The 21,525-nt window shown below is 55.6% G+C and carries 22 protein-coding genes and 1 riboswitch; of the genes, 10 read left to right on the top strand and 12 right to left on the bottom strand.

All coding sequences use genetic code 11. The annotated features are described in order from the left end of the window. The first annotated feature begins 1 nt into the window (after position 1). Positions 2-1,108 carry an ABC transporter permease gene (locus Q5705_07660; protein WLI78402.1) on the top strand — a complete coding sequence of 369 codons (1,107 nt, stop codon included), beginning with the start codon at positions 2-4 and terminating at the stop codon, positions 1,106-1,108. Here Q5705_07660 and Q5705_07655 read toward each other — a convergent pair. Beyond that, positions 1,070-1,480 carry a YbhQ family protein gene (locus Q5705_07655; protein WLI78401.1) on the bottom strand — a complete coding sequence of 137 codons (411 nt, stop codon included), beginning with the start codon at positions 1,478-1,480 and terminating at the stop codon, positions 1,070-1,072. The genes Q5705_07660 and Q5705_07655 overlap by 39 nt on opposite strands. Before the next feature lie 133 nt (positions 1,481-1,613). Here Q5705_07655 and Q5705_07650 point away from each other — a divergent pair, with 133 nt between their 5' ends. The 3 genes from Q5705_07650 to Q5705_07640 are packed head-to-tail and all read left to right on the top strand — an operon-like array spanning position 1,614 to position 4,581. After that, a complete protein-coding gene (locus tag Q5705_07650; protein WLI78400.1) occupies positions 1,614-2,375 on the top strand; it encodes an endonuclease/exonuclease/phosphatase family protein in 762 nt (253 codons plus the stop codon). Then, positions 2,372-3,616: a cardiolipin synthase ClsB gene (clsB, locus tag Q5705_07645; protein WLI78399.1), complete on the top strand. Its 1,245-nt coding sequence runs from the start codon at positions 2,372-2,374 to the stop codon at positions 3,614-3,616. Before Q5705_07650 ends, clsB begins: the two co-directional genes overlap by 4 nt. Continuing rightward, on the top strand, positions 3,616-4,581 hold the full coding sequence (locus tag Q5705_07640; protein WLI78398.1) for a lysylphosphatidylglycerol synthase domain-containing protein: 966 nt from the start codon (positions 3,616-3,618) through the stop codon (positions 4,579-4,581). The genes clsB and Q5705_07640 overlap by 1 nt, the downstream gene beginning before the upstream one ends. A 61-nt stretch (positions 4,582-4,642) precedes the next feature. Here Q5705_07640 and Q5705_07635 read toward each other — a convergent pair whose 3' ends face one another. The 6 genes from Q5705_07635 to moaA form a co-directional block, all read right to left on the bottom strand. Next, positions 4,643-5,350 carry a Bax inhibitor-1/YccA family protein gene (locus tag Q5705_07635; protein ID WLI78397.1) on the bottom strand — a complete coding sequence of 236 codons (708 nt, stop codon included), beginning with the start codon at positions 5,348-5,350 and terminating at the stop codon, positions 4,643-4,645. A 56-nt stretch (positions 5,351-5,406) separates the two neighbouring features. Further along, positions 5,407-5,859 carry a molybdopterin synthase catalytic subunit MoaE gene (moaE, locus tag Q5705_07630; GenBank protein WLI78396.1) on the bottom strand — a complete coding sequence of 151 codons (453 nt, stop codon included), beginning with the start codon at positions 5,857-5,859 and terminating at the stop codon, positions 5,407-5,409. 1 nt (position 5,860) lies between these two features. Continuing rightward, positions 5,861-6,106, bottom strand: coding sequence for a molybdopterin synthase sulfur carrier subunit (moaD, locus tag Q5705_07625; protein WLI78395.1), 246 nt, complete (start codon positions 6,104-6,106; stop codon positions 5,861-5,863). Next, on the bottom strand, positions 6,099-6,584 hold the full coding sequence (gene moaC, locus Q5705_07620; GenBank protein WLI78394.1) for a cyclic pyranopterin monophosphate synthase MoaC: 486 nt from the start codon (positions 6,582-6,584) through the stop codon (positions 6,099-6,101). Before moaC ends, moaD begins: the two co-directional genes overlap by 8 nt. Positions 6,585-6,587: 3 nt before the next feature. Next, positions 6,588-7,100 (bottom strand): molybdenum cofactor biosynthesis protein B, encoded by a 513-nt coding sequence (moaB, locus tag Q5705_07615; protein ID WLI78393.1) that lies wholly within the window; start codon positions 7,098-7,100, stop codon positions 6,588-6,590. 19 nt (positions 7,101-7,119) lie between these two features. Then, the gene (moaA, locus tag Q5705_07610; GenBank protein WLI78392.1) at positions 7,120-8,109 is read right to left on the bottom strand and encodes a GTP 3',8-cyclase MoaA; all 990 of its coding nucleotides are present in this window, start codon (positions 8,107-8,109) and stop codon (positions 7,120-7,122) included. Continuing rightward, a riboswitch (molybdenum cofactor riboswitch) is annotated at positions 8,097-8,241 on the bottom strand. Its footprint overlaps the gene before it by 13 nt. 227 nt (positions 8,242-8,468) lie before the next feature. Here moaA and yvcK point away from each other — a divergent pair. From yvcK to pmrB, 4 genes are all read left to right on the top strand, one after another. Beyond that, complete coding sequence (gene yvcK / locus Q5705_07605; protein WLI78391.1) at positions 8,469-9,377, top strand: uridine diphosphate-N-acetylglucosamine-binding protein YvcK; 909 nt, start codon at positions 8,469-8,471, stop codon at positions 9,375-9,377. Positions 9,378-9,484: 107 nt separating this feature from the next. Further along, the gene (eptA, locus tag Q5705_07600; protein WLI78390.1) at positions 9,485-11,128 is read left to right on the top strand and encodes a phosphoethanolamine transferase EptA; all 1,644 of its coding nucleotides are present in this window, start codon (positions 9,485-9,487) and stop codon (positions 11,126-11,128) included. After that, positions 11,125-11,799, top strand: coding sequence for a two-component system response regulator PmrA (gene pmrA / locus Q5705_07595; protein WLI78389.1), 675 nt, complete (start codon positions 11,125-11,127; stop codon positions 11,797-11,799). Before eptA ends, pmrA begins: the two co-directional genes overlap by 4 nt. After that, positions 11,799-12,911 carry a two-component system sensor histidine kinase PmrB gene (gene pmrB, locus Q5705_07590; protein WLI78388.1) on the top strand — a complete coding sequence of 371 codons (1,113 nt, stop codon included), beginning with the start codon at positions 11,799-11,801 and terminating at the stop codon, positions 12,909-12,911. The genes pmrA and pmrB overlap by 1 nt, the downstream gene beginning before the upstream one ends. Positions 12,912-13,031: 120 nt before the next feature. Here the strand turns inward: pmrB and uvrB are convergent, their stop codons facing one another. Then, positions 13,032-15,053: an excinuclease ABC subunit UvrB gene (gene uvrB, locus Q5705_07585; protein ID WLI78387.1), complete on the bottom strand. Its 2,022-nt coding sequence runs from the start codon at positions 15,051-15,053 to the stop codon at positions 13,032-13,034. Between the two features lie 749 nt (positions 15,054-15,802). Here uvrB and Q5705_07580 point away from each other — a divergent pair. Beyond that, positions 15,803-16,525: an ATP-binding cassette domain-containing protein gene (locus tag Q5705_07580; GenBank protein WLI78386.1), complete on the top strand. Its 723-nt coding sequence runs from the start codon at positions 15,803-15,805 to the stop codon at positions 16,523-16,525. On the opposite strand, the gene bioD is transcribed toward Q5705_07580, so the two are convergent. The 4 genes from bioD to bioB are packed head-to-tail and all read right to left on the bottom strand — an operon-like array spanning position 16,467 to position 20,109. Further along, positions 16,467-17,189, bottom strand: coding sequence for a dethiobiotin synthase (bioD, locus tag Q5705_07575; GenBank protein WLI78385.1), 723 nt, complete (start codon positions 17,187-17,189; stop codon positions 16,467-16,469). The two genes, Q5705_07580 and bioD, sit on opposite strands and share 59 nt — an antisense overlap. Further along, positions 17,182-17,931, bottom strand: a complete 750-nt coding sequence (bioC, locus tag Q5705_07570; protein ID WLI78384.1) for a malonyl-ACP O-methyltransferase BioC — start codon at positions 17,929-17,931, stop codon at positions 17,182-17,184. The genes bioD and bioC overlap by 8 nt, the downstream gene beginning before the upstream one ends. Continuing rightward, positions 17,918-19,072: an 8-amino-7-oxononanoate synthase gene (gene bioF, locus Q5705_07565; GenBank protein ID WLI78383.1), complete on the bottom strand. Its 1,155-nt coding sequence runs from the start codon at positions 19,070-19,072 to the stop codon at positions 17,918-17,920. Before bioF ends, bioC begins: the two co-directional genes overlap by 14 nt. After that, the gene (gene bioB, locus Q5705_07560) at positions 19,069-20,109 is read right to left on the bottom strand and encodes a biotin synthase BioB (GenBank protein ID WLI78382.1); all 1,041 of its coding nucleotides are present in this window, start codon (positions 20,107-20,109) and stop codon (positions 19,069-19,071) included. The genes bioF and bioB overlap by 4 nt, the downstream gene beginning before the upstream one ends. A gap of 86 nt (positions 20,110-20,195) precedes the next feature. On the opposite strand from bioB, the gene bioA reads away from it, so the two are divergent. Further along, entirely contained in the window at positions 20,196-21,488 is a 1,293-nt protein-coding gene (gene bioA, locus Q5705_07555) for an adenosylmethionine--8-amino-7-oxononanoate transaminase (GenBank protein ID WLI78381.1), read from the top strand. The last annotated feature ends 37 nt before the right edge of the window (positions 21,489-21,525 follow it).

The raw sequence follows: 21,525 nt of genomic DNA, 5'->3' as shown, positions 1-21,525 counted from the left end.
CATGTTTCATCGTTTATTGACGCTTATCCGCAAGGAGTTGCAATCACTGTTACGCGAGCCGCAAACTCGCGCCATCCTTATTCTTCCGGTGGTGTTTCAGGTTCTCCTGTTCCCCTTCTCTGCCACGCTTGAAGTGACCAACGCCACCATCGGTATTTACAACGAAGATAATGGTAAACACGCAGTCGAATTAACCCAACGTTTTGCTCGCGCCAGCGCCTTTACTCATGTTCTGCTGCTGAAAAGCCCGCAGGAGATCCGCCCGGTTATCGACACACAAAAAGCGCTGTTGTTGGTGCGTTTTCCGGCTGATTTTTCCCGCAATCTGGATAGTGGTAGATCTGCGCCAATGCAGTTGATCCTCGACGGGCGCAACTCTAACAGCGCGCAGATCGCTGCTAATTACTTGCAGCAGGTGGTGAAGAATTATCAGGAAGAACTGCTTAACGGGCAGGTGAAACCGAATAACAGCGAGCTGGTGGTTCGCAACTGGTATAACCCGAATCTGGAGTACAAATGGTTTATTGTGCCGTCACTGATTGCGATGATCACCACCATCGGCGTGATGACGGTGACCTCGCTTTCTGTGGCGCGCGAGCGCGAACAAGGCACGTTCGATCAACTGCTCGTTTCACCGCTGGCGACCTGGCAGATCTTTATCGGCAAAGCGGTACCGTCGTTGATTGTGGCGTGCTTACAGGCATCGATTGTGCTTATCTTCGGTATTCTGGCGTATAAGATCCCCTTCGCCGGATCGCTGCTGCTGTTCTATTTCACTATGCTGGTTTACGGTTTGTCGCTGGTGGGGTTTGGCCTGCTGATTTCTTCATTCTGTACCACACAACAACAGGCATTTATCGGGGTATTTGTCTTTATGATGCCCGCGATACTGTTGTCGGGGTTTGTCTCGCCGATCGAGAATATGCCGGTCTGGTTGCAGAATTTAACGTGGATCAACCCGATTCGACACTTTACCGATATTACTAAGCAGATTTACCTGAAGGATGCCAGTCTGAGCATTATCTGGGGGAGCGTGTGGCCGCTGCTGGCGATTGCGGCGACCACGGGTTCAGCGGCGTATGCCATGTTTAGACGACATACCGTTTAATCTTCTCTCTTTTGTTAATAGTGACACAACCGCCGGGCCGGCAAGGATCGCCAGCCCGACCAGCGCCAACAGATAGTTGTTCTGGAGTACGCGGGAGAGCAGCCAGATAACAATCAGCGAGGCGCCAAAATACCAGGTGGTGGTCAACTCTTCCAGTACATCGCCAATGCCGCGCCAGCCTGCATCGTGGTGGCGCTGGAAAAAGAGCATTAGCAGCACGGTCACGCCATAAAGCACGCACAGCCCTAAACCCACGCGCACCAGCGCGCCGCTCATCCAGCCCATCACTAATATCGCCACAACCAATATGTGCAACATAATCTGCCAGCAACTGAGACCTGTCGTCACTTGAACACGCTGTTGCCACTTCATGGCATCTCTCCGGAAGGATTTTTATCTTTTAAAAGAGTACCCGTATTTACGGAAAATTCCGTAACCCCGCCCTTTTTTGTGACAGGGACTACAATTTATTTTCATAGAGGAGAGTGACGCTGGCAGGAGAGGTATGACCCAACACGCGCGACCATTTTCACTAAAAGTGCTTACTATCAACACCCATAAAGGGTTTACCACGTTTAACCGGCGCTTTATTTTGCCGGAACTGCGTGATGCGGTGCGTACCGTCAGTGCCGATATTGTTTGCCTGCAAGAAGTGATGGGCGCGCACGAGGTACATCCGTTGCATGTCGAAAACTGGCCGGACACCACCCATTACGAATTTCTTGCCGATACCATGTGGAGCGATTTCGCTTATGGGCGCAATGCGGTCTACCCGGAAGGTCACCACGGCAATGCGGTACTCTCCCGCTATCCTATTGAGTATTATGAAAATCGCGACGTTTCCGTTGATGGCAGTGAGAAGCGCGGCCTGTTGTATTGCCGTATTGTGCCGCCGGATCTTGGGCATCCGCTCCACGTTATTTGCGTGCATTTGGGTTTACGGGAAGCGCACCGCCAGGCCCAGCTCAACATGCTGGCTGAGTGGGTAAATTCCCTGCCGGAGAATGAACCGGTGGTGGTGGCGGGCGACTTTAACGACTGGCGGCAAAAAGCCAATCACCCACTGAAAGTGCAGGCGGGGCTTGAAGAGATTTTTACCCGCGCCAACGGTCGCCCTGCGCGAACCTTCCCGGTCAGCCTGCCCGTGCTGCGACTCGATCGTATTTACGTGAAAAACGCCAACGCCAGTGCGCCGACCACATTGCCGCTGCGTAACTGGCGTCATCTGTCCGATCATGCCCCATTAAGTGCGGAGATCCATCTATGAAATGTAGCTGGCGGGACGGTAACCGCATCCAGTTGCTGGAAAATGGAGAGAACTACTATCCGGCACTGTACGACGCCATTGATAAGGCGCAGCAAAAGATAATTCTGGAGACCTTTATCTGGTTCGAAGACGAAGTGGGTAAAGAACTGCATCGCGCCCTGCTGCGCGCGGCACAGCGCGGCGTCAGCATTGAAGTGCTGCTCGACGGCTATGGTTCGCCCGATTTAAGCGACACGTTCGTTAATGAACTGACCTCGGCAGGCGTGATTATCCGTTACTACGATCCCCGCCCGCGCGTATTCGGCATGCGCACCAACGTCTTTCGCCGCATGCACCGAAAAATTGTCGTGATTGATAATACCGTCGCCTTTGTCGGCGGCATTAACTACTCCGCTGAACATCTCTCCAGCTACGGCCCGCAAGCTAAGCAGGATTACGCCGTGCGCGTCGAAGGCCCGGTGGTGGAAGACATTCTGCAATTCGAACTGGAAAACCTGCCCGAAAATGCCCCGGCGAAGCGCTGGTGGCAGCGGCGGCGTCATCGCCCGGAAGAGAACCGCAAGCCGGGCGAAGCGCAGGTGCTGTTTATCTGGCGCGACAATGATGATCATCGCGATGATATCGAGCGCCACTACCTGAAAATGCTGGCCAATGCCCGCCGAGAAGTGATTATCGCCAACGCTTACTTCTTCCCCGGCTATCGCTTATTGCACGCGATGCGTAATGCTGCGCGTCGCGGCGTTACCGTGAAGCTGATTGTGCAGGGCGAGCCAGATATGCCGATTGTGAAAGTGGGCGCTGAGCTGCTCTATAACTATCTGCTGAAAGGCGGTGTGCAGGTCTACGAATACCGCCGCCGTCCGCTGCACGGCAAAGTGGCGTTGATGGACGATCACTGGGCAACAGTGGGTTCCAGCAACCTCGATCCGCTGAGTTTATCGCTGAATCTGGAGGCGAATCTCATCATTCATGACCGTGAGTTCAACCAGACCCTGCGCGAAAATTTGCAGGCCATTATCGAGCACGACTGTAAACGGGTGGATGAATCCATGGCCCCCAAACGTACCTGGTGGAACCTCGGTAAGAGCATTGTGGTGTTCCACTTTTTGCGCCATTTCCCGGCGCTGGTGGGCTGGTTACCGGCGCATACGCCGAAACTTGCCGAGGTGGGGCCGCCTGTGCAGCCGGAAATGGAAACCCAGGATCGTAATGACGCACAGCACTCCGGAGCAAAACCCTGATGTCAAAATCACATCCGCGCTGGCGGTTGGCTAAAAAAATTCTCACGGTGGTATTTTTTATCGCCGTGGTGGTGTTACTGGTGCTGTATGCGCAAAAGGTGAACTGGGAAGATGTCTGGAAGGTCATCCGCGACTATAACCGCACCGCCCTGCTCAGCGCCGTGGCGCTGGTGATTATCAGCTATGTGCTGTACGGCTTTTATGATTTGCTGGGGCGCGCTTATTGCGGGCATAAGCTGGCAAAACGCCAGGTGATGCTGGTGTCGTTTATCTGTTATGCCTTTAACCTGACGCTCAGTACCTGGGTCGGCGGGATTGGTATGCGTTACCGCCTCTACTCGCGCCTCGGTTTACCGGGCAGCACCATTACGCGTATTTTCTCGCTCAGTATCACCACCAACTGGCTGGGCTATATTCTGCTCGGCGGGCTGATTTTTACCTTTGGCGTAGTGCAGATCCCGGCGCACTGGTATATCGACGAGAATACGCTGCGCATCGTCGGCGTGGTGTTACTGCTGGTGATTGCTGTTTATCTGTGGGCCTGTGCCTTTGCTAAACGCCGCCATGCCACCATTAAAGGCCACAAACTGGTTCTGCCGTCATGGAAATTCGCCGTGGCGCAGATGGTTATCTCCAGCGCCAACTGGGTGGCGATGGGGGCGATTATCTGGATTTTGCTGGGGATGCGCGCCGACTTCTTCTTTGTGCTGGGCGTGCTGCTGGTAAGCAGTATTGCCGGGGTGATCGTGCATATTCCTGCGGGGATCGGCGTGCTGGAAGCCGTGTTTATTGCCCTGCTGGCTGGCGAGCATGTGTCACAGGGGATTATTATCGCTGCCCTGCTCGCCTATCGTGTGCTCTATTACTTCCTGCCGCTCTTACTGGCGCTGATTTGCTACCTGCTGCTGGAAAGCCGGGCGAAGAAACTGCGCGAGAAAAATGAAAAAGCGATGGCGCAACAGTAGTTGCGTGGGCGGTGTAGCCGGATGAGGCGCAGTTCACAAGCCGCCATCCGGCAAATGTCGATTAACGGCGGTTGCCGAAAATGCGCAACAGCATCAGGAACAGGTTAATAAAGTCGAGGTAGAGCGTTAATGCGCCGAGGATCGAGTACTTGCGCAGCAGCGAGCTGTCGCTGACATCAATCTGCTGACCGATGCTTTTCAGCTTCTGCGTGTCATACGCCGTCAGCCCGACAAAGATCACCACGCCGATATAGGTCACCGCCCACATCAACGCTTCGCTTTTCAGCCAGAAGTTGACCAATGACGCAAGTACGATACCAATCAGCCCCATAAACAGCATATTGCCGAAGCCGCTAAGATCGCGTTTGGTAGTGTAGCCGTAAAGGCTCATCACGCCGAACATCCCGGCGGTCACCACAAAGGTGGCGGCAATCGACTGGGAAGTGTAAACCAGCAAAATACTGGAGAGCGTCAGGCCGGTTAAGGCGGAATAGAGCATAAACAGGCCGGTCGCCAGCGCCGGGCTCAGTTTATGAATCAGCCCGGAGAGGACAAACACCAGCGCCAGCTGGGCGATAATCAGGCCAAAGAATGTAATCTGGCTGGAGAAGACGAAGCTCATGATGGCTTCGCTGCGCGCGGCATACCACGCAACAAACGCGGTCAGTAACAGGCCACAGGTCATCCAGCCATACACCTGTGCCATATAGGTTTGTAGGCCGGTACGGCTTTGCTGCACGATAGAATCGGAACGAGGGAAACGATCCATAATCACTCCTGATTGATGGGTTAACACTATAAGGTTAACACATCATTGGCAGGGCATTACCAGCGTTTCGCTGCCTGTTTATCGCTGTCGCGAGCGTCAACCCATCGCTCCCCTTCCGGCGTGGCTTCACGCTTCCAGAACGGCGCACGGGTTTTCAGGTAATCCATAATAAATTGCCCGGCGTCGAACGCGCTGCTGCGGTGCGCGCTGGCAACGCCGACAAAGACAATTTCATCCCCCGGCCAGAGTTCGCCAATGCGGTGATAAACCATCACGCGCCCGAGCGGCCAGCGGCTGCGCGCGTCCTCAACAATTTCCGCCAGCGATTTTTCCGTCATGCCGGGGTAATGCTCCAGCGTTAACGCACTGACGCTGTCGCCCAGATTGTGATTACGCACTTTGCCGGTGAAGGTTACCACTGCGCCGTCTTCGTCGCAGGCCGCCAGCCAGGTGTACTCTTCACCAACATTAAACGCGGCACGATCGACACAAATTCGCGTTTCACGCATCTCAGCCTCCGGTGACCGGCGGGAAAAAGGCCACTTCGTCGCCGCTCGCCAACGGGTGATCAAAACTGACTAAGGTCTGATTCACCGCCGCCAACAATTTGCCCTCTTCCAGCGCCAGCGCCCAGCGGTCGCCCTGTGCGGCAAGATGCTGGCGCAGCGCCTCAACGGAGGGGAAAACAGTATCAATAGTGATGTTGTCACAGCCCACCAGCTCACGCACCTGCGCGAAAAACAGTACCTTAAGCATCGCTATCCACCCTGAAATCACCTGATTTGCCGCCGCTTTTCGCCAGCAGGCGCACCGGGCCAATCACCATATCTTTCTGCACCGCTTTGCACATATCGTAGATGGTTAACGCAGCAACGGACGCCGCCGTTAGCGCTTCCATCTCCACACCTGTTTTTCCGCTCAGGCGGCAAACGGCTTCAATGCGCACGCGATTGTGTTCCGGCTGCGCCTGCAACAGCACTTCCACTTTGCTCAACAGCAGCGGATGACAGAGCGGGATCAGCTCCCAGGTGCGTTTTGCCGCCTGAATCCCGGCAATACGCGCTGTGGCGAAGACATCACCTTTGTGGTGGCTGCCATCAACAATCATCGCCAGGGTTTGCGGCTGCATAGTGACAAACGCTTCGGCGCGTGCTTCGCGCACGGTTTCCGCTTTGGCGGAGACATCCACCATATGCGCTTCGCCGTCGGCATTAATATGGGTCAGTTGGGACATAACTTACTTCTTCAAATGGGAATGGAAATTACACGGGCGCGTGCGCGCATCGAGCTGCGGCGCAATGATATTTTCCCATGCGGTACGGCAGGCTTTGGTCGAGCCGGGCATGGCGAAAATCAGCGTTTTATTGGCGATACCGGCGAGCGCGCGGGATTGCAGCGTCGAGGTGCCAATCTCTTCAAACGAGAGCATACGGAACACTTCGCCGAAGCCTTCAATTTCGCGGTCAAACAGCGGCAACAGCGCTTCGGGAGCCTGATCGCCCTCGGTAAAGCCGGTGCCGCCGTTAATCAATACGACCTGTACCTCGTCGCTGGCGATCCACGCGGAGACCTGCGCGCGAATGGCGTAGCGGTTCTCTTTGACAATCGCTTTATCAACCACCTGATGCCCGGCGTCATGCGCGGCATCGCGCAGAAAATGGCCGGAGGTATCGTCCTCTTCACCACGGCGGCTGGACACCGTCAAAATAGCAAGCCTGACCGGGATAAACTCCGCGCTGACCTGGCTCATGTCACACTCTCCTTGCGGTTTAACCGCCTATGTATGAAAGGTTTTGCGTAATGCCTGTGTTGCCCTGATGCAGGAAGTGGGTCTGCTTTTTATGCGTTAACGCAACAGAGATCCGCTGTTCGAGCATTGACTGCTGTGCGTCAGCCTGCAACAAGTCGCGCAAATCCACGCCGCCATCGCCAAACAAACACAAGTGCAGTTTGCCGGTGGAGGAGACGCGCAGGCGGTTACAACTGGCGCAGAAATCTTTTTCATACGGCATGATAAGACCGATTTCACCGACATAATCGGGATGGCAGAAGACCTGCGCCGGGCCGTCACTGCGCTGGCGCAACTGGTGGATCCAGCCGCGTTTAAGCAGTTCGTCGCGCAGAACCATGCCGGAGAGGTGATGGTTGCGAAACAGTTCGCTCCCCTCACCGGTTTCCATCAGTTCAATAAAGCGTAGCTGGATGGGGCGCGTCTGGATCCACGCCAGAAAGGTGTCGAGTTGATGGTGATTAACGTCGCGCATTAACACGGTGTTGACTTTGACTTTGGCAAAGCCAGCGCTAAAAGCGGCATCGATACCGTCCATCACCTGGCGGAATTTATCCTGGCCGGTAATGGCGTGAAACTGGCGGGCGTCGAGGCTGTCGACGCTGACGTTGATGGCGGTCAACCCGGCGTCGCGCCACTGGGCAACGTCGCGGGCGAGGCGATAACCGTTGGTGGTCACCGCAATCTGGCGGATGGCGCTGTTTTCACGCACTGCGGCGATGATGTCAGCAAAATCGCGACGTAGCGACGGTTCACCGCCCGTCAGGCGCACTTTTTCGGTGCCCATCGCGCTGAAGGCGCGGGTCACACGACGAATTTCATCGACGCTGAGAAAGCCATTGTTGTTGACGCCGCCCGGCTTGTAACCGTCCGGCAGACAGTAGGTGCAACGGAAATTGCACACATCGGTAATCGACAAACGCAAGTAGTAAAACTTGCGCGCGAACGCATCAGTCAGTTGTGAGGCCATGTACACCTTTCCAAATACGGGAGATGCAGTCATTTCTTCCTGCACCCTGGCAGCAAGAGCCTTTGCTCTGCTACGGCCAAAGCACCGTATCTGTCGACTTAGGTGGCTGAGGCTTGAGTGTATGTTATGTAGTAACGCTAAAATTGCTGTTGGCGATAGTAGCGCGATAGTCGGAATTTCGCCATCATGATTGTCGCTATATAAAATAATACATAGCGACTTGATCGTGCATTTTCGTTACAGACTACGCGAAAATCGCGCTTTTGCTTTGATATGTGTCATTTTCCGCTCTGCACGGCATCGTCTTTTAGTGGTATTTACGCTACCGTAGCGCGACAAAAAATTCATAAGGAGCAATTATGCGTAATCGCACCCTTGCAGACCTCGATCGTGTTGTCGCCCTCGGCGGCGGGCATGGCCTCGGGCGTGTGATGTCCTCCCTTGCCTCGCTGGGATCGCGGCTGACCGGCATTGTCACCACCACCGATAACGGCGGTTCGACCGGGCGAATTCGCCGCTCTGAAGGCGGCATCGCCTGGGGCGATATGCGTAACTGTTTGAACCAATTGATTACCGAACCGAGCGTGGCCTCGGCAATGTTTGAGTATCGTTTTAGCGGGAATGGCGAACTTTCCGGGCATAACCTCGGAAACCTGATGTTAAAGGCGCTCGATCACCTGAGCGTGCGGCCTCTGGAAGCGATCAATTTAATTCGCAACTTATTAAAGGTAGATGCCTTTTTGATCCCGATGTCCGAACAGCCGGTGGATTTAATGGCGACGGACAGTGAAGGCAATGTCGTCTACGGTGAAGTCAATATTGACCAGCTTCACGCGCCGGTGCAGGAACTGATGCTGTCGCCCAAAGTCCATGCCACCCGCGAAGCGGTGCAGGCAATTGCCGAAGCGGATTTGATTATTATCGGCCCCGGCAGTTTTTACACCAGCCTGCTGCCGCTGCTGCTGCTTGATGATTTGGCGCAGGCGCTGCGCCGCACGCCAGCGCCGGTGGTCTATATCGGCAACCTCGGTAAAGAACTCAGCCCCGCCGCCGCCCGCCTGTCGCTTGCCGATAAACTGGCGATACTGGAACAGTACATCGGCAAGCGCATTATCGATGCGGCGATTGTCGGGCCAAAAGTGGATGTCAGCACGGTGACGGACAGGCTGATTATTAAGGAAGAGCTGGAAGCCAGCGATATTCCCTATCGTCACGACCGCCATTTGCTGCGCAGTGCGCTGGAAAAAGCGGTACAGCAATTGGGTTAATGCGCTGGCAGGGATTTTTGCTTCCTGCCAGCGCATTGCTTAATTTCTTAAGGTTGGCTTAAAAAACGGCTGTCAGCATAGCGCTACTTTCATTGCAGGAACTGAGTATGCGCAAGCTGCACTTTTGTCGGCCAACCTTAAGCCGTCTTCACGTTATCCTTCTCTTTGCGTTCTTTATTGCGCTGGGCCTCAATATCGCCTTTTATCACCAGGCCTTTCAGTTATTGCCGGTCAACAGCGTACATAACTGGCTGGTGTTTATTTCCATGCCGCTGGTGGCCTTCAGCGTGATGAATATTGTGCTGACGCTGGCCTCGTTTATTCGCCTTGATCGCCTGGTGCTGACTGTATTTGTGCTGGTCAGCGCCGCCGCGCAATATTTTATTTCGACCTTTGGCATCATCATCGACCGCTCAATGATCACCAATATTCTCGACACTACACCGGCGGAAAGTTTCGCCTTAATGTCGACAAAAATGGTGCTGACACTGTTATTAACCGGCCTGCTGCCGGTGATTATTGCCTGGTGGATAAAAATTAAACCCAGCCGCTCCGGGGTACGCAGCATTCTGCTACGCGTTACCAGCGTGCTGATTTCAGCGTTAATTATCGTCGCCGTTGCGCTGCTGTTTTATAAAGATTACGCCTCGCTGTTTCGCAATAATAAGGAGCTGGTGAAATCGCTCAGCCCGTCGAATTCCATTACCGCGTCGCTGTCGTGGTATGCCCACAACCGCATGGACAACCTGCCGCTGGTACGCATCGGTGAAGATGCGCGTCAACGTCCGGAAATGCAAAACGGCCCGCGTAAAAACCTGACCATTCTGGTGCTGGGCGAAACTTCGCGCGCGGCCGATTTTTCCCTCGGCGGTTACAGTCGGGAAACTAACCCGCTATTAAAACAGGACAATGTTATCTATTTCCCGCACGCCACGTCCTGTGGCACCGCCACGGCGGTTTCCGTGCCCTGTATGTTTTCAGGAATGACACGCGCCCATTACGACGATCAACTGGCCCATCACCGCGAAGGGTTACTGGATATTGTGCAGCGCGCCGGAATTAACGTGTTGTGGAATGAAAATGACGGCGGCTGCAAAGGCGTATGCGATCGCGTGCCGCATAAAGATATGACGCAATTTAACCTCGCTGATTACTGCATTGAAGGGGAATGCCAGGACGAGATCTTATTTCGCGATCTCGCCCGCGATATCGATAAATTACCGGGCGACGGGCTGATTGTTTTACACACGATTGGTAGTCACGGGCCTACTTATTACCACCGTTACCCTTCTCAGTTCAGGAAATTTACTCCGACCTGCGATACCAATGAAATTCAGACCTGTTCCCGGCAGCAACTGGTGAACACCTACGACAACACGATTTTGTATGTCGACTATATTGTTGATAAAGCGATTAAATTGCTGCAATCAAAACAGGATAAATACACCACCAGCCTGATCTATCTCTCGGATCACGGAGAGTCGCTTGGCGAAAATGGTGTCTATTTGCACGGGCTGCCGTACTCGATTGCGCCTGATACACAAAAACAGGTTCCGTTGCTTATTTGGCTGTCGGCGGATTATCAAAAACGTTATGGCATCAACGGCCAATGTTTGCAGAAAAATGCGCGGGAGAAGGCGGTTTCTCAGGACAACCTCTTCCCGACCATGTTGGGTATACTGGGCGTCAGCACGAAAGAGTACCGCTCAGAAGAGGATATTCTCATGCCGTGCCGGGAGCAGGTGAAATGAAAATTCTGGTGATTGAAGACGATGCCCTGCTGTTGCAGGGGTTGATTCTGGCGATGCAAAGCGAAGGCTACGCCTGTGATGGTGTTTCCACCGCCCACGAAGCAACGCTGTGTCTGGCAAATGGTCATTACAGCCTGATTGTGCTTGATTTAGGGCTACCCGATGAAGATGGTTTGCACCTGCTAACCCGGCTGCGACGGGAAAAATATACCCAGCCGGTGCTGATCCTGACCGCCCGCGATACCCTTGAAGATCGCGTTGCCGGGCTGGATACCGGCGCGGATGATTATCTGATAAAACCCTTCGCGCTGGATGAACTGAATGCCCGCATCCGCGCGCTGCTGCGTCGTCATCATAATCAGGGCGATAATGAAATCACCCACGGCAACCTGACGCTGAACGTGACCCGTCGCCAGGCGTGGCTGGATAAGCAGTTGCTGGAGTTGACACCAAAAGAGTACGCGCTGTTATCACGCCTGATGCTGAAAGCAGAAAGCCCGGTACACCGGGAAATTCTCTACAACGATATTTACAACTGGGATAACGAACCCTCTACCAACACGCTGGAAGTGCATATTCATAACCTGCGGGACAAGATTGGTAAGTCCCGCATACGTACGGTGCGTGGGTTTGGCTATATGCTGGTACAACCGCAGGAACACACTGATTAATGGTCCTTTTCAATTTCCGGCACTGGAGTATGCGCCGCCGTTTGCTGCTGACTATCGGCGGCATTCTGCTGTTTTGCCAGTTGGTCAGCGTCTTCTGGCTGTGGCATGAAAGCGAAGAGCAAATCCAGTTGCTGGTGCAAAGCGCTATCCATAACCATAACAACCGCAAGCATATCGAGCATGAAGTGCGCGAAGCGGTCGCCAGCCTGCTGGTGCCCAGCCTGCTGATTATCGGCCTCGCGCTGCTGATCTGTATGCAGGCGGTAAAAGCCATTACCCGCCCGCTGTCCGAGCTTCAGCGCGAGCTGAACAAACGCACGCCGAATAATTTGCAGCCAATCACCCTGAACCATAGCGTCAGCGAAGTGGAAGCGGTGACCTCCTCGATTAACGAACTGGTTTCCCGGCTGACATTAACCCTCGACCGGGAACGGCTTTTTACCGCTGACGTCGCCCACGAGCTGCGTACCCCGCTCGCCGGGCTGCGTTTGCATCTGGAGTTAATGGCAAAAACCAACGGTGTGAATGTCGATCCGCTGGTGCAGCGTCTCGATCAGATGACGGAAAATATTGCGCAGTTGCTGCTGCTTGCCCGAGTCGGGCAGTCATTTTCTGCGGGTAGCTATCAACAAGTAATGCTGCTGAAAGATGTGGTGCTGCCGATGACAGAGGAGCTGACGACAATGCTGGTCGCGCGTGATCAGCGTTTAGTTGTGCCGGTCAACAGCGATGATATGGCGGTGGCGGGCGATGCCACGCTGTTGCGCCTGCTGGTGAGAAACCTGGTGGAGAATGCGCATCGCTACAGTCCGGAGGGATCCGCCATTACCGTGCGTGTAGAACGCGCTGAAACGCCGATCCTCGCGGTGGAAGACGAAGGCCCTGGCATTGACGAAAGTCGCAGTGGGGAGCTTAGCAAGGCGTTTGTACGCATGGACAGCCGGTACGGCGGCACCGGCCTGGGATTGAGTATTGTCTCGCGGATCGCGCAACTGCATGACGCACAGTTTTTCCTGCACAACCGCCAGACACAAAGCGGCGTGCGGGCGTGGATAAAATTTGCGCCGCCCGACAAAGGGATGCTCAGTAACTCAGCACCCACAGATGAGTGAAGCCAATCACTAATGCCAGCGCAAAGGCGACGGCGATAAATTCACGAATGTTAATGTGTTGCATCAGACTTTCCTCCAGCGAACTGAAGGAGAGTTTGCGCAAAGTTTGTTAAGCCAACATTAAGACGCAGCAATGAACAGATCGCGCAGTTGATGAAGCTGGTCGCGCACTTGCGCCGCCTCTTCGAACTCCAGATTCTGCGCATGCTGCATCATCTGCCCTTCCAGTTCATGAATTTTCTGTTGCAGTGCTTTTGGCGTCAGCGCCAGCTCAGCGGCTTCCACCTGCACAGGCGAACGGGATTTACCGCGCCCTTTGGCGCGCGTTTTCGCCAGCCCTTCGCCCATTGCCAGAATATCCACCACTTTCTTGTTCAGACCCTGCGGCGTAATACCGTGCTCTTCGTTATAGCGCTGCTGTCGCTCGCGGCGGCGTTCGGTTTCGCCAATCGCTTTCGCCATTGACGGCGTGATTTTATCGCCGTACAGAATCGCTTTACCATTGATGTTACGCGCCGCGCGACCGATGGTCTGGATAAGCGAACGCTCGGAACGCAGGAAACCCTCTTTGTCCGCATCAAGGATTGCCACCAGCGACACTTCCGGCATATCCAGCCCCTCACGCAGCAAGTTGATGCCCACCAGCACATCAAACTCACCCAGGCGCAAATCGCGGATAATTTCCATACGCTCGACGGTATCGATATCCGAGTGCAGGTAACGCACCTTTTCGCCGTGCTCTTCCAGATATTCGGTAAGATCTTCCGCCATGCGTTTGGTCAGCGTGGTGACCAGCACACGTTCGTTGATTTCCACGCGCTTGCGGATTTCCGACAGCAGATCGTCCACCTGAGTGGCAACCGGGCGCACTTCGATAATCGGATCGAGCAGCCCGGTCGGGCGCACCACCTGGTCGATCACTTCTTCGCCCGATTTTTCCAGCTCGTAGTTACCCGGCGTCGCCGAGACGTAAATCGACTGCGGAGCCAGCGCTTCGAACTCTTCGAACTTCAGCGGGCGGTTATCCAGCGCCGACGGCAGACGGAAACCGTACTCCACCAGCGTCTCTTTACGCGCGCGGTCACCGCGATACATCCCGCCAATTTGCGGAATGGTAACGTGGGATTCGTCGATAATCAGCAGGCCATCCGCTGGCAGGTAATCAAACAGCGTCGGCGGCGGCTCGCCCGGCCCGCGCCCGGAAAGATAACGCGAGTAGTTTTCGATCCCCGAGCAGTAACCCAGCTCGTTCATCATCTCCAGATCGAACTGCGTACGCTGGCTAAGGCGCTGCTCTTCCAGCAATTTGTTGTTTGCCAGCAGCGATTTGCGGCGATCCGCCAGTTCGACTTTGATCTCTTCCATCGCCTGTATAATGCGCTCACGCGGCGTCACATAGTGGGTTTTCGGGTAGATGGTAAAACGCTGGATAGTTGATTCGATATGGCCGGTCAGCGGGTCGAACAGCGACAGGCGCTCTACCTCTTCATCGAACAGTTCGACGCGCAGCGCCAGGTCGTCCGATTCCGCCGGGAAGATATCGATAACTTCGCCGCGCACGCGGAATGTCCCGCGCTGGAACGCTTGATCGTTGCGGGTGTATTGCAGCTCGGTCAGGCGGCGCAGAATAGAGCGCTGATCGATGATCATCCCTTTGGTCAGGTGCAGCATCATCTTCAGGTACAAATCGGGATCGCCCAGACCGTAGATAGCGGAAACGGATGCCACCACTACCACGTCGCGCCGCTCAAGCAGTGCTTTGGTGGCCGATAAACGCATCTGCTCGATGTGTTCGTTCACCGAGGCATCTTTTTCGATAAAGGTATCCGAACTCGGGACATAGGCTTCCGGCTGGTAGTAGTCGTAGTAGGAGACGAAATACTCCACCGCATTGTCCGGGAAGAACTCTTTCATCTCGCCATAGAGCTGAGCCGCCAGCGTTTTATTCGGTGCCAGCACCATCGTTGGGCGTTGCAGATCGGCAATCACATTCGCCACGGTGAACGTCTTCCCTGAACCGGTTACCCCGAGCAACGTCTGGTGCGCGAGACCGTCTTCCAGCCCTTCCTTGAGGCGACGGATTGCTTCAGGCTGATCGCCTGAAGGGCGAAAAGCGGAATTCAGTTTGAACGGTTTACTCATGAATGCACCTGATGAAGGAATGAGCGGGCAGGTAAGATATTTTACTCACCCTTCTGGCTTTTGCCAACCACTGATACTGGATAAAAAAACAGTAACGAGATCGCCAATATGTTCTACCCCCCGTTAAGGCACAGCTTCCTGCCTGAAATTTCAATGTGGACAAGATAATAGATCCTGCCGTTGAGGTTATCCCCAGAACTTTACATCTTTTAACATTTGTCAAGGCCGCGTTTGAAAGTTTTGTGGCAAGGGGTGACACTTTTCTTACAGGCATTGCTTTTATATAACTCATTAATATTAAAAGGAAATACAAAAAAGTCCGGTTTCGCATCAATTCAGGCGCAAGCCGCGTCGTCTCTCGCTTGCCACGCGTTTTCTAACTCTAATACACAAGGTTATCCACAGGAATAGTGGATAACTGCCGCCAGGCCGGACACCCCGCCTTCCGCCAAATTCCCCTTTCGGCCCAAAAACGGCTGACTAAAAAATTTTTATCACTTCTTTTTGATAATTATCAGCTAACGAAACGCGGGATCTGCATGAGATCATCCTCACATTTTGCGGCTTTTCTGCACCAACAGCCGCCACGCTAAGCACCGGCAAAGTGCAGAATTTTTACCTGGGATTGTGTCTCATCACATATTAATCGCACGTTTTCTCAGCGCTATCCGAAAAAAAGCTCCTTTGACGGGTTCTGGCAAGCCTTTTGCAAATCCTTATTGACACCAGATCCGGACAAGGAGCGGATAATGTTGAGCTTACGGGCAGTAAACCAGTATTACGGCAACCAACATACCTTATGGGACGTGGACCTCGATTTAACCCCCGGCAGATGCACGTCAGTGATCGGCCTGCCCGGCATGGGCAAGACCACGCTCGTGAATTGCATCACCGGTGTTTTACCTGTCGAAAGCGGCAGCATGATCTGGCAGGAAGCTGGCGCACCGCCGCGTGACCTGCTGATGCTGCAAGCCGAACACCGCAGCGCGGTGGGTATCGGTTATGTTCCGCAGGACCGGCGGATCTTTTCGCAACTGACGGTGGAGGAGAATCTCCATGTGGCAATGCGCGCCGCCAGCGATCCAGGCAGCGCAATGAGCCGGGATATTTACGACCTGTTCCCGGAACTCTATGGGCTGCGCCAGTTACGCGGCGCGCTATTGTCAGAAGATAATCAGCAGCAGTTGTCGATGGCGCGGGCGCTGATCACCCGCCCGCAGTTACTGATTCTGGACGAACCGACGCGCGGGCTGGGCCAGGCGTTTATCCATAAACTGGGCAATTTGATCGTGCGGCTTAATCAGGAGTTCGGTATGACGATATTACTGGCGGAGCAGCAACTGTCGCTGATCCGCCGGGTCGCTGACCGCTTCTGCCTGTTGCATCGCGGACGCAACGTGGCCGAAGGGGATATCAGGCAGTTAGATGATCCGATGCTGGCGCACTGGATGTCGCCGGAGTCAGTACGCTGAGATCGAGATAATGACCTGTTTTTTCCTGTTCCGGCGCGTGGGCAAACCAGGGGATTTCGCCAATTAGCGGAGCCTGCATCACGCGCCGAAGCGTTTCCAGATACGCCTGATGACGTTTACCCGGTTTGACCACGTCATTGGCAATCCAGCCCGCAAGCCGTAAACCCGCTTGGCGAACCGCCTGTGCGGTTAACATCGCATGGTTGATGCAACCCAACTTCACGCCTACCACCAGGATCACCGGCAGTTGTTCCTCTTTCACCCAATCGGCAAAGGTCAGCGTGTCGGACAGCGGCGTGAACCAGCCACCTGCGCCTTCCACCAGCAGCCACTCGGCCTGCGTTTCCAGATGCCGCAGACCGGCTGACATCACTTCAGCCTCAATGGGCTCACCGACATCGGCACTGACAATATGCGGCGAAGTCGGCTCAGCGAAGGTATACGGGTTCACCGTTTTATACACCAGCGGCAGGCTGCTGTGCTGCTGTAAGGCCAGCGCATCGCTGTTACGCAACCCGTCTACGGTCATTTCACTGCCGGAGGCCACCGGTTTGTAACCGGCGCTGCGTAAACCGCGCAGGTTTGCCGCCTGTAACAGCGCACAACTGGCGACGGTTTTCCCCACTTCGGTGTCGGTTCCGGTGACAAAGTAGCGTTCAGTCACGTTTGATTACTCCCCAAAAAAGTTGATACGTCAGCGGGAATTTTCCCTGCCGTTGCGGCCAGCCGAGCTCCAGGCGTTGCAGCTTGCCGCGCGTCAGCCCCTGCTGCCTGCCCGCATGAAGGTGCGTTGCGCCAATGCCTTTGAGCGATCGCAGCGCGCTGGCGGCATCATCGAAATAAAGAGTGATGTTCTCCACCCCGCTTCGCACGTGCCAGCCGCGCAATGCCTGCTCAATGGCCTGCACCGGTAAAAAACGGTTGGCATGCGGCAGCGTATCTACCGCCTGCCAGGCCTGGTTCAGCTCTGGTAGCGAGGCTTCAGCAAGGGTGGTAAACGCCACGCAGCCGCCGGGTTGCGCTACGCGATAAAGCTCGCTGACGGCCTGGCGCAAATCGTCGCACCACTGCACCGCAAGGTTGCTCCACACCAGTGAAAATTGCGCCGCTTCCAGCGGCATCGCTTCAATATCCCCGGCGATATAGCGCCGGGCGCTGTGCTGGCGGCGCGCCTCATCGAGCATTGACGGTGAGAGATCCAGCGCGGTTACCTCGCAACCCTGCGCATGCCAGTAACGGCTCATGGTGCCCGGCCCGCAACCGGCATCCAGCACGCGCGCAGGCGTGATATCGTCCAGTTGCGACAGCAGCCGATCGGCGCTCAGGCGCTGCAATTCATCGTGGCGGGCATAGCTTTGCGCGGCGCGGCCAAACGCGGCGGCTACGGCCTGTTTATTCACCGGCATGTAACGCCTCCAGCAAACGGTCGATATCCTCCGGCTCGTGGGCAGCGGTTAACGTCAGGCGCAAACGCGCCGTGCCGGGTGGCACCGTGGGCGGGCGAATCGCGGTGACGAAAATCTGCTGCTGGCGCAGGCGTTCGGCAAGCTGCAAGGCGCGGCGATTATCACCGACGATCAGCGGCTGAATCGCGCTGCTGGCGTCGGTCGTCTTTAGATTCATTGCGCGCGTGCCCTGGCGAAAACACGCAATCAGCGCAGCGAGTTTTTCCCGCCGGGCGTCGCCTTCCGCGCTGCGGATAACCTGCAATGACGCGCTCAACGCCACCGCCTGCGCGGGCGGCATTGAGGTGCTGTAAATCAGATGGCGCGCGAACTGCACTAAATAGTCGGCAACGCTGGCGCTGCACAGCACCGCCGCACCGCTCACGCCAAAGCCTTTGCCAAAGGTGACAATGAGGATTTCCGGCTTGATACCATGCAAATAACAACTGCCGCGCCCCTGCTCACCCAGCACGCCAATGCCGTGGGCGTCATCGACCATCAGCCACGCCTGTGCTTGCTGCGTTGCTCCGGCAATTGCCGTGAGCGGCGCGCTGTCGCCATCCATACTGAAAACGCCTTCGGTCACCACAAGCTGGTGCCCGTCAATCGGTTTGTCCAGAAGCATGCTCAGTTGCCCGACATCGTTGTGGGCGAAACGGCGCAACTGCGCCGGGCTGAGGGTGGCGGCTTCCAGCAGTGAGGCGTGGCTGAGTTTATCGGCGACGATGCGGTCATCTTTACCAGTCAGCGCGCTGATCACTGCCTGATTCGCTGAGAAGCCGGAGATAAACAGCAGCGCGCGATCGTACCCGAGCCAACCCGCCAGTTCACTTTCCAGCGCCTGATGCGCCGCCGTATGACCGGTAACATGCCCGGAGCCACCGCTACCGACACCGTAGCGATCCGCCCCCTGTTGCCAGGCGCGGATGACCGCTGGATGCTGGCTTAAGCCGAGATAATCATTACTCGAAAAGTTACAAAAACGCTGCCCGTCAAGGGTTAACCAACGCCCTGCGCCCTGCCCGACAGTTAATCGCGTGCGCAGGGCATCTGCCGCGCGGCGTTGGCTCAGCGCGGCATCAATGGTCTCTTGCCAGGTCATACGGCGGCCGCGTTGTAGAACTGATCCGTGTCGGCGTGCAGGAGTTGTTGCTCAATTTGCTGTTGCTGTTCGTTATCGCCGTTCAGCACCCCGGTTTGCTGCGGGTTCAGCCCCAGTTTGTGGAACAGTTGCAGATCTTTGTCCTCTTCCGGGTTCGGCGTGGTCAGCAGTTTGCAGCCGTAGAAGATGGAGTTCGCTCCCGCCATAAAGCACATGGCCTGAGTTTGCTCGTTCATCTGCTCGCGACCGGCAGAGAGGCGCACATACGAGGTGGGCATCATGATACGCGCCACGGCAATAGTGCGAATAAAATCAAATGCATCGACGTCATCGTTATCAGCAAGCGGCGTGCCTTTCACTTTCACCAGCATGTTGATCGGCACACTTTCCGGCGGCGTAGGCAGGTTCGCCAGTTGCAGCAGCAAACCGGCTCTGTCTTTCACCGTTTCACCTAAGCCAACAATGCCGCCAGAACAGACTTTGATCCCGGCATCGCGCACTTTATCCAGCGTGTCGAGACGCTCCTGATAAGTACGGGTGGTGATGATATTGCCGTAGAACTCTGGCGAGGTATCGAGGTTGTGGTTGTAGTAATCCAGCCCGGCGTGAGCCAGACGCTGGGCCTGGTTTTCATTGAGCGTGCCGAGCGTCATACAGGCTTCCAGCCCCATCGCTTTTACCCCTTCGACCATCTGTTCGAGGTAAGGCATATCGCGATCGTTAGGGTTTTTCCATGCCGCGCCCATGCAGAAGCGCGTGGAACCGGCCAGCTTCGCTTTGCGGGCAGATTCCAGCACCTGCCCGACTTCCATCAGGCGTTCAGATTCCAGCCCGGTTTTATACCGGGCGCTCTGCGGGCAATATTTGCAATCTTCCGGGCAGGCCCCGGTTTTGATCGACAACAGCGTGCTGACCTGCACCTGGCGCGGGTCAAAATGCTGACGGTGAACCTGCTGCGCTTCAAACAGCAGATCGAGGAGCGGTTTTTCAAACAGGGCGGTGACTTGCGACAAAGTCCAGCGTGCGTGGTGAGCCATCGGGCATCTCCAAAAGGTGTTGTAAAATCGTTATTCGGTGTAGACTCGTAAACCTAAAACTTTTTAATTTGGTTTACAAGTCGATTATGACCCCGGACGATTTAACCTTCGATCAACGCCATATCTGGCATCCTTACACTTCCATGACCTCTCCTCTTCCCGTCTACCCGGTGCACTCTGCGCAGGGCTGCGAGCTGCAACTCGCCAGCGGCGAGCGGCTGGTGGACGGTATGTCCTCCTGGTGGGCGGCGATCCACGGTTATGGTCACCCGGCGCTGAATGCGGCGATGAAAGGGCAAATCGACGCGGTTTCCCATGTCATGTTTGGCGGCATCACCCATCAGCCAGCGATTGATCTGTGCCGCAAACTGGTGGCGATGACACCCGAGGCGCTGGAGTGCGTGTTTCTTGCCGATTCCGGTTCGGTCGCTGTGGAAGTGGCGATGAAAATGGCGCTGCAATACTGGCAGGCGAAAGGCGAGGCGCGGCAGCGTTTTCTCACCTTTCGCAACGGCTACCACGGCGACACGTTTGGCGCGATGTCGGTGTGCGACCCCGACAACTCGATGCACAGTTTGTGGAAAGGCTATTTGCCGGAAAACCTGTTTGCGCCTGCGCCACAAAGCCGCTTCGATGGCGAGTGGGACGAGCACGATATGGTCGCGTTTGCGCGCCTGCTGGCGGCCCATCGTCATGAAATCGCGGCGGTGATCCTCGAACCCATCGTGCAGGGCGCGGGCGGGATGCGCATTTATCACCCGGAGTGGCTAAAACGCATCCGTAAGATGTGCGATCGCGAAGGGATCCTGTTAATAGCCGATGAAATCGCCACCGGTTTTGGCCGCACCGGCAAGCTGTTTGCCTGTGAACATGCGGGCATTACGCCGGACATTCTGTGCCTCGGCAAGGCGCTGACCGGCGGCACCATGACACTTTCGGCAACCCTGACCACGCGTGACGTTGCCGAAACCATCAGCAACGGCGAGGCGGGCTGCTTTATGCACGGCCCGACGTTTATGGGTAATCCGCTGGCATGCGCGGCGGCGGCGGCAAGCCTCAGCATCCTTGAAAGCGGCGAATGGCAGAGCCAGGTGGCGGCCATTGAAGCGCAACTTAAAGCCGAACTGGCCCCGGCGAAAGCGGCGCACACCGTGGCGGATGTGCGGGTACTGGGCGCAATCGGCGTGGTGGAAACCCGCTCGCCGGTGAATATGGCAGCACTTCAGCGTTTCTTTGTGGAACAAGGCGTGTGGATCCGCCCGTTTGGTCGCCTGATTTATCTTATGCCGCCGTATATCATCACCCCGCAACTGCTCTCGCGTTTAACGCACGCCGTGAATGCCGCCGTCCTGCGCCATGACCTGTTCGCCGACGAATAACCGGGGGATGCACTACACTTCTGGATTACTGATCTGA

It is taken from the genome of Kosakonia sp. H02, from assembly GCA_030704225.1.
Classification (GTDB): Bacteria; Pseudomonadota; Gammaproteobacteria; order Enterobacterales; family Enterobacteriaceae; genus Kosakonia.
The sequence above is the reverse complement of the archived record's forward strand: the minus strand, read 5'-3'. Positions and strand labels throughout refer to the sequence as shown.